A 13186-nucleotide genomic window follows, 5' to 3' on the forward strand; every position below is an offset into this window, starting at 1 on the left:
TTAAATAAAAGGGAGGCAAAGGTAGTAATAAGATGCCAGTCACACAATATTACCCCATGCGATCCGTTTCTTATCATATTACATTATTATACGAAGAGATATGGTTACAAAACTCATCATGGCCTGCATTTTGTCCGCTACGCTATTGAGCTGCAACGGGCAAAACACAAATACGATCAACTACGCTACCGTCGAACCCCTGCATATCAATCGTTTTGACAAGGATTTATTCCGGCTGATCGATACGGGAGATACCACCTTGCAACCCGAACTAATCAAACAATACCCGGAAATGCTGGATATCATCGGGAAAGGCATATTAAACCTGCAAACCATCGAGACTCCCGGCTTCTTCGAGAAAATGCGGAATTATTACTCGGAGCCTACCTTGAAAGGCTTGTATCGTGACGCTATCACCCAATATGATTCCGTGGAGGATATCGAGAAATCCTTGGGGTACGGATTCGCCTATCTAAAGGAGAATTTCCCCTCGATGCAGATCCCTGCTATCTATATGCATGTATCTGGTTTCAACCAGAACGTATTGGTAGGCGATAGCCTGCTTTCCCTTTCCATCGATAAGTATATGGGAAAGGACTATCCCTTGTATCAGGATTTCTTCTATGACTCCCAGAAATTGAAAATGCAACGTGGACTTGTAGTCCCGGATTATCTGGCGGGTTGGCTCATGTCCGAATATCCTTTCGCAGGAAAAGAGAACGTATTGCTGGACCGGATGATTTACGAGGGAAAAATCAAATACCTGCTCTCGCAAGCCTTAGGCGTTCCCGATGCCGCCGAGCTAATGGGATACACCGAACAGGCCTACAACTGGTGCAAGGACAACGAAGGAACAATCTGGAAAGCAATCATCGAGCGCAAGCATCTTTATACCCCGGATCAACTGACGACTTCCCAATATTTCGAGGATACCCCGACCATTTTCCCCGGGAACGACGCTCCCGGGAATATCGGGACTTGGATAGGCTGGCAGATCATCAACCAGTACATAAAGGAGACGGGATCTACCCCGGAGGCGTTGATGCAAAACAACGACGCCCAAGAAATCCTAACCGCCTCAAAGTACAAACCCCTATAAACAGGAAAACCGCCCTATTCTCACGAACAAGACGGATAACCTAATCTAACTTAATTCTAATACCATGAAAAACACTATATCTTAATAACAAGGCTTTTAAAAAAAGGTTCAATGGAATGAGATTTTAAACCTCTTATTTACCTTGGTTGTTGTAACAGGAAACGAAAACAAGGTGAGTCCGATGGATAATGATCTCTTAGATATAACAAAATTGAGGCGCTGGCGGATCTGGAAATTGAAACTTATTGACGCCAGGCTTTATTTTGTAAGCATTTTCGTGGGATTGCTGACCGGGTTGGTAGCGGTACCTTATCACTATCTGCTCCAGCAGTTATTCAATAGCCGGAAACTTTTTTTCGACGGTCATTACCCTTGGTATTTCCATGTCTTGTTCTTCTTCACGCTATGGGGTATATTGCTTTGTGTGAATTGGATGGTCAAGAAGATGCCGCTGATTACCGGTGGGGGCATTCCCCAGACACGGGCGGTTATCAATGGCAGGATCACTTATAAGAACCCGTTGACACAATTAATCGCCAAGTTCACGGGAGGGATATTAGCAATCAGCGCCGGCCTGTCCCTTGGTCGTGAGGGGCCGTGCGTACAGATCGGATCTTACGTGGGGAATATCATTTCCAAATGGGGACACGTATTGGCTGGAGAGCGCAAGCAACTTTTGGCCGCCGGCGCAGGTGCCGGATTGGCCGCCGCTTTCGCCGCTCCCCTCGCTTCCTCACTTTTGGTGATCGAGTCCATCGAACGGTTCGACGCTCCCAAGACCGCCATTACCACCTTGCTGGCAGGGGTCGTGGCGGGAGGCGTAGCGAGCTTGATTTTTCCCTTCAACCCCTACTCGCAGATTAGCGCTATTGCCCCGCAGGCTACTTTTATAGATCAACTGAAGTTGTTCTTATTTCTGGCCGTGGTTATTTCCGTCTTCGGGAAAATTTACTCGATGTTTACCCTTTGGTGCAAGGATTTCTTTACCAGACTGAAGCATCCTCCTTATATGAAGATGTTGTACCTGCTTATCATAGCGTATACGATCTCATTGACGGAGATCGACTTGACAGGAGGAGGCGAGCAATTCCTTATCATGCAAGCGATGCATGGATATCACCCCGTTTTATGGATAGCGGCGATGATGCTCATCCACTTGATATTCACGTCTCTCTCTTTCTCCTCCGGACTGCCGGGAGGGAATTTCATCCCTACACTAGTTACCGGGGGATTGTTCGGGCAGATCATCGCCTTATTATTGGTGAAGTATGGTTTCATTGAGACGGAGAGCATCAGCTATATCATGTTAATCAGCATGGTAGGTTTCTTGGTGGCGGTAGTCCGGACACCACTGACGGGTATCGTCTTGATTACGGAGATAACCGGGCATCTGGATGTATTCTACCCCTCTATCATTGTCGGCGGGCTTACGTATTACTTCACGGAAATGCTACAGATAAAGCCCTTTAACGTGGTTCTCTATGACGAGATGATCTCGACTCCAGCCTTCCGTGCCGAAGGGCGTTCCAGCCTGTTCGTCGAGATCATGACAGGTGCCTATTTCGACGGGAAGGAGGTAGATCACCTCACCCTCCCCCAACGTTGTATCATCAAGACTATTCACCGGGATCGCAAGGACTTGGCTCCTGCTGGACAGACCCTTATCCCCGGCGATCAGGTAGAGATCGAGATCGATTCGCAGGATATCGAGAAGCTGTATGAGCCGCTGGTTAGCATGGCGAACATCTATTAATCGCTGATCTGCCAATCGCCTCGAAAAGAAATGCCACACCAAGAATCCCCCGGTGTGGCACATTTACAAAACGCTACATTATCAGAAGTTATATTGAGCGGAAACATTAAGTCGATTGGCGTGGCGGGTCATATCGTTGAAATCGGTACGCCAACCTCTCAAGTACTCGGCGCCGACTTGCAGATTGGCGTTCACGTTCCAGAAAATGTTGGCTACCAAGTATTGACCGTAGCGGTATTGATCCGACGGAGTAACCGGGTAATCATTCTCGCTGTATAAACGAGTCTGGCTATAGGTACTGGAGACGAATACCTTCGGCGTGATATTATACTGCAAGCCAGCATACCAACCCATCATCGGAAGCACTTGCATCTTGCCTTTGGCCTCGGGGTCCGGAACCAGATCCACGTCCAGATTACTGATATCATTCAAGAACTGGCTGATACCCCGGCCGTAAGTAGCCTGACCGTAGAAGTTCAGCTTGCTCGTCACATTGAACGTAGAGGCGGCAAACACGCCCCAGCCGGCCTTAGACTCGGCCCGTTGCGCCACCAAGTTCTCGTACGTCATATTACGTACGATACCAGCTACACGGATATGGCTGCTCTTATTCCAAGCGTATTGGATATAGGCAGGGAAGTTCGGCATACGTTGGTTACTGATATTCACGCTTTGGTTCGTGATGCCATCCACCACTGGCATCTCGATACCTACACCCGCTTTCCATCCCTTACCGAAAGCACGCTCATAGCGTAACAGGGTGGCACGGCTGAAAACCTGTCCGGCAGGCCCCGCATAATCGATCGAGGGCGGAAGAGCGGCCAGATCCATGAAGGTACTATAATCGTAACCCATCGTGAAACCAAGGAAAGACACATAGGCGTTCTGGAGCTCGAAGACCTTGCTGCCTCCCCGGAAGTTACCCGCCGTATACACGACGAAATCCCCGAGGTGTTTGGTACGACCCACTAATTTCAAGAATATCGTACTGGTAGTAGCGTCCATCTGGAACTGGTTACGGACGTAGTTCTGCCCACCATTCGGGATCATGGACGGATAAAAATCGACATCATCCGAGATCCCGCCGAAATCATACTCCGCCGTAGCCTTCACGTAACCGCCGATACCCAAGGCGAAACGTCCCTTACGATCGGTCAATACGAAGCGGGGGGCTTTCGGGTCGTGGAAACGAGGGCTCTGCGTCTCATTCATTATCCTCACGATTTCATCACCTGCCTTGTCTTGGCTGACAAGGACTATCGAATTTGGCGCATCATCCTCGATGACCACCTTTTGAGCCTTAGCGGGAGCCGATAAGAATCCCATACCTAGCAGTAATACTGCTCCTTGTACAAATAGTCTCATAAATGTGTTTTGTTTAGATTAATTACCTACCTTGAACAAGGCTATAAAGAAAAGGTTCTGATTTTAACAACCCTACGAGCACTTTTTCCACCCTATTGCCCGTTCAAAAAATATTCATATATTTGCGGAATATATTATTTGGGATGAGAAGATTTTTATTGTTCATACTCGCTGTTTTTTACCTCGGGGTTTCCTCCGGGTTTGCGCTGAATTACCATTATTGTATGGGTAAGTTGGCGGAGGTGAGTTTGCAGTATCTTGACACTTGCCCCAGTTGCGGTGAGGCGGGCACGTCCCATAAGTGCTGCTCTACCGAGACGGAATATGTTAAGTTATCCGTCGATCAGGATGTGGCGAATACGCTCGTGCAATTGTCCGCTCCTGTTGCTGTAGTTTTGTTGTTCGATCTACTCGACTCCTATAAGATCGCCGGGCGAGACGAGACAACACGTTCCAATCCCTTTATTAATCCACCCAAGGAGAATAGCGCTATCCCGTTATTCGTCCATCATTGTACTTTTTTGATTTAGCGTATAGGCTTCCTTTTTAAAAGGCGATTTACGTCTGTTTACGCACGAGTACCGGCGTAATCTATTGCGAGTACTGGAGTAATCCACCGCAAGTACTGGAGTAATCCATTGCGAGTACTGGCGTAAAGCATCACGAGTACTCATGTGATCGCTTGCCTTCAAAGACGAACAAATAAGCGTTCTCATATGTTTTCAAATCATAAAAGCTCATTCAAATGTTAAACAGAATCATTCGTTACTTCCTTGAGAACAGGGTGGTAACCTTACTTTTACTAGTGCTGATTATCGTATGGGGCATCTCCACGTCTCCCTTCAATTGGCACGGGGGGATCATTCCCCGGAATCCGATTCCGGTAGATGCCATCCCCGACATCGGCGATAACCAGCAGATCGTGGCCACAGAATGGATGGGCCGCTCGCCGAAGGATATACAGGACCAGATCACTTATCCGCTGACCACCTCTCTTTTAGGTATCCCGGGAGTGAAGACGATCCGTAGTTCCTCCATGTTCGGGATGTCCTTCATATACATCATCTTCGATGACGATATAGAGTTCTACTGGAGCCGTTCCCGTATATTGGAGAAGCTGAACTCCCTGCCTCCGGGAACCTTGCCGGAAGGCGTGCAGCCTACCTTGGGACCGGACGCTACCGCCCTCGGGCAGATCTATTGGTATACGCTGGAAGGACGGGACCCCAAGACCGGTAAACCTACCGGAGGCTGGAACGCCGAGGAGTTGCGTACGATACAGGATTTCTACGTCAAGTACACCTTATCCTCCGCCGAGGGGGTATCCGAGGTTGCCTCGGCGGGCGGTTTCGTGAAGGAGTACCAGATCGAGTTGAACCCGGATGCCATGTACGCCTTCAACGTCTCCGTGATGGATATCATGAGCGCCATCAAGAAGAACAACCTCGATATCGGCGCCGAGACGATGGAGATCAATAAGGTGGAGTACCTGATCCGGGGCTTGGGGTATATCAAGAATGTAAAGGATATAGAGAATGCCGTCGTCACCGTGCGGGAAGGCGTGCCGGTTCGCATATCGGACGTGGCGTTCGTGAATATCGGCCCCGGAACCCGACGGGGAGGGCTGGACAAGGAGGGTGTGGAGGCCGTGGGTGGAGTGGTCGTAGCCCGCTATGGCTCCAACCCCTTGGAGGTTATCAATAACGTAAAGGCGAAGATCAAGGAGATGGAACCGGGATTACCCCAGAAGGTACTGGCGGACGGGACGGTCTCCAAGGTAACCGTCGTACCGTTCTACGACCGTACGGGGCTTATCAAGGAGACGATCGGGACGTTGGAGACCGCCCTCTCCCACGAGATATTGATCTGCGTGATCGTCATCATCGTGCTGGTGCTCAATCTGAGGGCCTCTATCGTTATCGCCAGCATGCTACCGATAGCGGTGCTCGCCACGTTCATCATCATGCGTTATACGGGGATAGCGGCGAATATCGTGGCTTTATCGGGTATAGCGATCGCCATTGGCGTGATGGTGGATGTAGGGGTCGTCTTCGTGGAAAGTATCATCCGTTACCGGGAGATGCCCGAGAACAGGCATATACAGGGGGGAAAGGCGTTTGTCAACCTTATTTATAAGGCGGTAAGCGAGGTGTCCGGGGCAATCAGCACAGCGATGATCACGACGATCGTCAGCTTCCTCCCCGTCTTCACCATGGAGGCGCAGGAAGGGAAGATGTTCTCGCCTTTGGCCTATACCAAGACGTATGCTTTGGCTTCCGCCTTCGTGCTGGGATTGATCTTGCTTCCTTCCCTATCGTATTGGTTGTTCTCGATAAAGATCCATTCAAGGCTGATACGAAAAATACTGAATTACCTGTTGATCGTGGCCGGAATCGCCTTACTTATTATTTATGGAAGTATTCCGGCTATCGGGCTAACGGCAGTCGGGGTGAATAATCTATTGTCCGGTTATTGGAAGAAGCCTCAAACGAGCACTTATATCAATATCGGTATCACCCTCTTTGTCACGATCTATTACCTATCCGAGGAATGGTTGCCGATGGGGCCGCAAAAAGGGATGCTCGCCAATATATTGTTCGTGGCGGGTTGCGTAGCCATCATCCTAAGCATCCTGTGGCTGCTCGTTATTTATTATGAGAGGATATTGCGCTGGTGCTTGGATAACCGCTGGAAATTCATGTTGATTCCGGGAGCTACCATCGTATTCGGTTTCTGGATATGGAGAGGCATCGGACAGGAGTTTATGCCTAGCCTGAACGAAGGTTCTTTCCTACTGATGCCGACTAGCATGCCGCATTCCGGTATCGAGCAAAACCTTGATTATATAGAGGCGCTCGACAAACGGCTGGCCTCTATCCCCGAGGTGGAGACCGCCATCGGTAAATGGGGCCGTGTAAACTCCGCCCTCGATCCAGCGCCGGTACAGATGTTCGAAAATATGATCAACTACCGTCCGGAATGTATCCTGAATGAGGACGGGAAAAGGGAACGTTTCAAGGTAAACCGGCAAGGGGAGTATCTCCTAAAAGATGGAGGCGTATATAACCCCAAAGACGGTTTCCGGCTGATTCCCTCAGACAGCCTGATCCCAGACGCTAAAGGCGATTACTTCCGCCAATGGCGACCGGAGATCAAGAACACGAACGATATCTGGCAACAGATCGTGAACGTCACCCATCTTCCGGGATTGACTTCCGCCCCGAAGCTGCAGCCTATCGAGGCCCGTCTCGTCATGTTATCCACCGGTATGCGTGCCCCGATGGGTATCAAGGTGTATGGCCCGGATCTGGAGACGATCGAGAAAGCCGGAAAGGCGATCGAGAAGGCATTGAAAGAGGTACCCTCCGTTATCCCCTCTTCCGTATTTTACGACCGTGCGGTAGGCGCCCCTTATCTGGAGATCGAACTGAACCGTGAGAATATGGCCCGTTACGGCGTAAACGTGGAGGACTTGCAAGAGATATTAAGTGCCGCTGTCGGTGGCATGGTACTGACCCGCACTGTGGAAGGCAGGGAACGTTTCCCGGTGCGCCTACGCTACGCTCGTGAGCTTCGAGATAATCCGGAGGCGCTAGGTATGATCCTCGTACCGATCGCCACTGGGGCGCAAGTCCCGCTTAAAGAGCTAGCCGATATCAACTATACCCGTGGAGCGCAGATGATCCAAAGCGAGAACACTTTCTTGGTAGGCTACGTCATCTTCGACAAACTGGCGGGGAAGGCGGAAGTGGATGTCGTGAAAGAGGCTTCCCGCATCCTTGAGCAACAGATAAAGGAGGGCGAGTTGAACCTTGATCCCGGCGTATCCTATAAGTTCGCCGGCAATTACGAGCAGCAGGAGCGTGCCACCAGCCGGCTGATGATCGTCGTTCCCCTCGCCTTGTTGATCGTCCTGCTGGTTCTATACTTTCAATTCAAGACGGTCACTGCCTCACTGATCCATTTCTCCGGGGTGTTCGTGGCCTTCGCCGGAGGTTTTATCTTGCTATGGCTTTACGGACAGGATTGGTTCATGAACTTCTCCATCGCCGGAGAGAATATGCGGGATCTTTTCCAGATGCACACGATCAATCTGAGCGTGGCAGTCTGGGTCGGTTTTATCGCCTTGTTCGGTGTGGCTACGGATGATGGGGTATTGATGGGAACCTACATCCATCATGTATCCCTCGAGCGAGCCCCCCGCACCAAGCACGATATCCGGGAAGCGGTAGTAGCCGCCGGACTGAAACGGGTACGCCCAGCGGCCATGACTACAGCCACTACCCTGATAGCTTTACTCCCCGTACTTACCTCTACCGGTAAGGGGGCGGATATCATGGTACCGATGGCTATCCCTACGTTCGGGGGTATGCTGATCCAGAGCATGACCATGTTTGTCGTTCCCGTCCTGCAATGCTGGTGGCGGGAGAACGCTATAAAGAAAGAACAAAAGAATAAAATTCAAGAGGAGGTAACGACTTATGAGATATAAAAGAATCAGATCAATCATCATGGCAGGTGTACTGGGGATGCTAAACGTCCTTTTCGCTTACTCCCAGCCGGCCGATAGTTTAGGCTATTATCTGGAACTGGCGGCACGTAACAATCCGCAGATCAACGCCGACTTCTCCCTGTATAAGGCATCTTTGGAGAAAGTCCCGCAAGCCGGAGCCTATCCGGACCCGGAACTGGAGATCGGTTTCTTCCTGAAACCGATGGAGATCTTGTCAGGAAAGCAAATAGCGGATTTCACCTTGATGCAAATGTTCCCTTGGTTCGGTACCCGGAAGGCGGCCCGCAACGAGGCGACCGAGATGGCCCGGATGGCTTACGAACAATTCCGTAACAGTCGCAACAACCTGTATTACGAGGTGAAGAGTCAATGGTACCAGCTTTGCAATATCAGCGAGCAATATAAAAATACGCAGGCGAACCTTCGTCTGCTAGACCAGTTGGAACAGTTGGCATTGAACCGCTTCTCCGCTCCGTCGGCGAAGGCGGGCGGTTCCTCCGTCCTACCCTCCCCCGTATCTTCTGCTCCATCGACTCCTCCCGCCGTATCCGGTGGAGGTATGTCGGGTATGGGAGGCAGTAGCATGGGAAGCCCTACGGTACAAAGCACGGGAGCATCCGGTAGTACGATGTCCGGAATGTCCGGCGATAGCCCTATGGGTGGAGGCTCTATGGGAAGTGGCAACTCCATGGGCGGAATGTCGGACGTACTGCGAATCCAGATGGAGAAGGTAGAACTGGAGAATACGCTAGCCTCCTTGTTATCGCAACGGAAAACGGCCGAGGCTGCTTTTAATACGTTGCTCAATCAGTCGCTAGCTACCCCGATTTCCGTCCCCGACTCGTTGGAACGGCTTCCTCTCTCATGGAGTGAGTCGATGGCTCTCGACAGCGTCATCTCCAACAACCCCATGCTTACCATGCTGGAGGCGGAAGGAAACGCTTACCGGGCCAAGGCGGAGATGGACAAGAAAATGAGTTACCCCATGCTAGGTATCGGCCTCCAGTATTCCTTGATCGGGAAGAAACCAGAGGATATGTCTATGGGCTCTATGTCCGGTATGAACGGAAAGGATATGTTCATGCCCATGCTAAAGATCAGCCTTCCTATCTTCCGTAAGAAATATAACGCACAGCAACGGGAAAGCAAGCATTATTGGAAATCCAGCGAGTTGAAGTACGAGAACACGATGAACCAACTGCAAGCCGAGTATATCCGTATTACCCAGCAATTGGAAGATGCCGCACGGAAAATCGATTTGTACCAGAAACAATACGATCTATCGTTGGCCACCTACCAACTGATCGTCCGGGAATTCTCGACAGGAAGAACGACCTTGACCGACGTGATCCAAGTGGAGCGACAAATGTTGGACTATCACTTAAAGAAAAGCGAAGCGATAGCGGAATATAATACCCAAATCGCCGGAATCGAGAAATTAATATCCACCTCTGTAAACGAATAAGAAAATGAAAAATATAAATGAAACCGTAAAATCCAAGTACCTGATATATATCCTGTTCCTAGCGGGCGGCCTCTTGTTGGGCTGGCTCCTGTTCCATAACTCCGATACCGACAGCCATGCGTCACAAGCGAGCGAGACCGGCACGGAAGTTCACAACCCTACGCATGGCCACGACCTCCAACAGAACGAGGCCGGCGAGTGGACTTGTTCCATGCATCCCCAAATTCGCCAAGACAAGCCGGGTAAATGCCCTATCTGCGCCATGGATTTGATCCCCGTACGTAAGAGCTCCTTCTCGGACGAGGCCATCGATCCCAACGCCATTCAGCTTTCGGAAGAAGCAGCAGCCTTAGCGGACGTACAAACCTCCAAGGTATCCCGCCAGAATCCGGTCAAGCAAGTCCGTTTATACGGCAAGATCGTACCGGACGAGCGTAGCCTGCAATCTCAAACAGCCCATGTAAGCGGACGCATCGAGAGCTTGAACGTTGATTTCACAGGTGAGACGGTGCGTGCCGGACAAACCCTCGCTACCCTCTACTCCCCCGAGCTTTTCACCGCCCAGCAAGAATTGTTGGAAGCGATCCGCATGGGACAACCTCAATTGATACAGGCCGCCCGTGAAAAACTATATTTATGGAAGATGACAGACGCCCAGATCGCCGCTATCGAGAAATCCGGCTCTATCTCCCCGGTTGTAGAGATCAAGTCGAACACGAGCGGTATCGTCCTGTCCAAGCGGGTAAGCCAAGGCGATTATGTATCCCAAGGAGCTATCCTTTTCGACGTGGCGAACCTCACGAAGGTATGGGCCTTGTTCGACGCTTTCGAGATGGATCTCCCTTTCCTTAGCAAAGGTGATCCGGTGGAATTTACCTTGCAAGCGCTACCCGGCAAGAAGTTCTCGGGTAAGATATCTTTCATCGACCCGATCTTGAACACGACGACCCGTACCGCCAAGGTCCGTGTAGAGGTACCGAACGCCTCTTTGGAGCTCAAGCCCGAGATGTACGCCACGGCAAACGTAAGCGCCCCGCTCCGCAACTATAAGAACGAGATCGTCGTACCGCAAACCGCTGTGCTCTGGACGGGTAAACGTGCTATCGTGTACGTAAAGCAACCGGATACGAATACCCCCGCTTTCTTGATGCGTGAGGTGGAGCTAGGCCCTTCCCTTGGTAACTCTTATGTTATCTTGAATGGCTTGCGAGAAGGTGAGGAAATCGTAACCAACGGAGTCTTCGCCATAGACGCCAGCGCACAGCTGGAGGGAAAAACTTCCATGATGAATAACGGCGACGAGCCCGCCAAGCCTATGATTGGGCATGAGGGGCATATGATGCATGCGCAAAGCGCCACGGGGGTAGCCTCCGAGCATGCCATGTTCGGTGTCAAAGGCTCTTGCGATATGTGCAAGGAACGTATCGAGAAAGCGGCCAAAGGAGTAAATGGTGTGTTATCCGCTCATTGGGACAAAGATACCCAGATGATCCATCTCCAGTACAATCCCCAAAAGACCTCCCCAAAAGCGATCAGCAAGGCGATCGCTAAAGTAGGCCATGACACGGATATGGATAAGGCGGATAAAGCCGTATATGATAAGCTACCGGCTTGTTGCCACTATAGATAAAGTATTGGACATTCGGGGGTGTGTCAAAAGTGTGAACATGGCACGCAGATAACGCTGATTGAGCAGATGACCGCAGATTTATGACATGAAAATCAATATATTATCTGCGTAAATCTGCTAAATCTGCGTGCCATAATACCAACTTTTAACACCCCCTCCTATTAGTAAAGATTCCAACGGAAAGAAGCGACTGCTTTAGCGGGAACCTCATAGGTAAACGAACGTTCGCCACTGTTTACCGTTATATTTTTAGTCCCGTCCGTATTATTTAGTAATACGAGCGCTTCCGTTCCATCTAAATTCTCGAAGGCGGAATACATAATCCCATCAGCCGTATACCCTTTAGAGCCGATCCGTACTGCCCCCGGTTTCACCACAGAGGATAAATGACCGATAATATAATAATGAGAATTCCGGGTAATCGTCTTATAATCCGAGCGATCGATATCCACGGCACCATAACAAGTCTGGCAACCACCCTCTCGGTTCGGTCCCCGCTCGTTATCCAGCATCAAGTTCCATACGATAACTGCCTTACACCAGTTATTCACCGTACCCAAGGCCGTCTCCTCCATATCTTCCATCAAGCGTTTCTCTAAGTTACGTCCATCATTCCACATACCGATAGAAGTTTCCGTAAATATTAATTCTTTATCGGGGAACTTGCCGTTTACGTTATTCAACTCCTCCCGGTCGCCCCCGTAATTATGGTAAGCGGCACCTGTCAGGAAAGAAGCGGCATTCTCATCCTCGTAGATTTTCATCGGATAGCCTTGCTGCTCCAACATATTATCGTAATTGTAATTATGGTCGAAAGCGTAGATCTTCGTCTTGAGGCCAGTCTCTTTCAGTTTAGGGCCTAGAGCGTCACGCACGAAAGAGAGTTGCTCCTCCCATCCCATAAATAAGGAAGCGGAATTTCCTCGGTTCAAAGGTTCGTTTTGGGGAGTTATCGCCTCGATAGGAATCCCCTCGGCCTCCATCGCCTGTATCCATTTCACGAAATAGGTAGCGTAATCTTGATAATAGGCGGGATTCAGCTGTCCGCTAGTCCACGACTCGAATGGGCGCAAATCCTTTAAGTTATCCACCTTCATCCATCTTGGACAAGTCCAAGGCGATCCCAAGATTTTTATAGAAGGGCTGATCGCCAAGATCTCCTTCAAGATCGGTATCACATACTCCTTCTCCTCGCTCTGCAAGGCGAAATTCTCGACACCCTTCGTGTCACAACAAGTATACTCACTTAAAGAAAAGTCCGAGCAGCCAATCGAGATACGGATATAGCTATACCCCATCCCCTCCGTATCAGAGAAAGTCTCTTTCAGGAAAGCTGTCCGATCCTCGGGAGCCATCCGCAT

The 13186-nt window shown here is 50.2% G+C and carries 8 protein-coding genes (1 of these 8 only partly in view); 6 read left to right on the forward strand and 2 right to left on the reverse strand.

What is annotated here, in order from left to right; translation table 11 throughout:
- The first annotated feature begins 100 nt into the window (after nt 1–100).
- Together CI959_RS00105 and CI959_RS00110 are read left to right on the forward strand one after the other, a co-directional pair.
- On the forward strand, nt 101–1099 hold the full coding sequence (locus CI959_RS00105; protein WP_008779463.1) for a hypothetical protein: 999 nt from the start codon (nt 101–103) through the stop codon (nt 1097–1099).
- A 181-nt stretch (nt 1100–1280) separates the two neighbouring features.
- Nucleotides 1281–2852 carry a ClC family H(+)/Cl(-) exchange transporter gene (locus CI959_RS00110; RefSeq protein WP_010185117.1) on the forward strand — a complete coding sequence of 524 codons (1572 nt, stop codon included), beginning with the start codon at nt 1281–1283 and terminating at the stop codon, nt 2850–2852.
- An 81-nt stretch (nt 2853–2933) separates the two neighbouring features.
- Here the strand turns inward: CI959_RS00110 and CI959_RS00115 are convergent, their stop codons facing one another.
- A complete protein-coding gene (locus CI959_RS00115) occupies nt 2934–4217 on the reverse strand; it encodes a DcaP family trimeric outer membrane transporter (RefSeq protein ID WP_005858308.1) in 1284 nt (427 codons plus the stop codon).
- 143 nt (nt 4218–4360) lie between these two features.
- On the opposite strand from CI959_RS00115, the gene CI959_RS00120 reads away from it, so the two are divergent.
- From CI959_RS00120 to CI959_RS00135, 4 genes are all read left to right on the forward strand, one after another.
- Nucleotides 4361–4747 carry a hypothetical protein gene (locus tag CI959_RS00120; protein WP_041525575.1) on the forward strand — a complete coding sequence of 129 codons (387 nt, stop codon included), beginning with the start codon at nt 4361–4363 and terminating at the stop codon, nt 4745–4747.
- A 215-nt stretch (nt 4748–4962) separates the two neighbouring features.
- Nucleotides 4963–8709: an efflux RND transporter permease subunit gene (locus tag CI959_RS00125; protein WP_057316980.1), complete on the forward strand. Its 3747-nt coding sequence runs from the start codon at nt 4963–4965 to the stop codon at nt 8707–8709.
- A gap of 19 nt (nt 8710–8728) precedes the next feature.
- A complete protein-coding gene (locus CI959_RS00130) occupies nt 8729–10195 on the forward strand; it encodes a TolC family protein (RefSeq protein WP_226766863.1) in 1467 nt (488 codons plus the stop codon).
- A gap of 4 nt (nt 10196–10199) precedes the next feature.
- Entirely contained in the window at nt 10200–11825 is a 1626-nt protein-coding gene (locus CI959_RS00135) for an efflux RND transporter periplasmic adaptor subunit (protein WP_008779459.1), read from the forward strand.
- Nucleotides 11826–11986: 161 nt separating this feature from the next.
- On the opposite strand, the gene CI959_RS00140 is transcribed toward CI959_RS00135, so the two are convergent.
- A protein-coding gene (locus tag CI959_RS00140; RefSeq protein WP_008779458.1) for a glycoside hydrolase family 30 beta sandwich domain-containing protein crosses the window boundary here: on the reverse strand, nt 11987–13186 show its 3' portion. The gene runs 246 nt beyond the window's last position; 1200 of the gene's 1446 nt are visible here — the last part of the coding sequence; the start codon falls outside the window, past its right edge — the gene reads right to left on this strand; the stop codon is at nt 11987–11989.

The organism is Parabacteroides sp. AT13, from assembly GCF_002272965.1.
Classification (GTDB): Bacteria; Bacteroidota; Bacteroidia; order Bacteroidales; family Tannerellaceae; genus Parabacteroides; species Parabacteroides distasonis.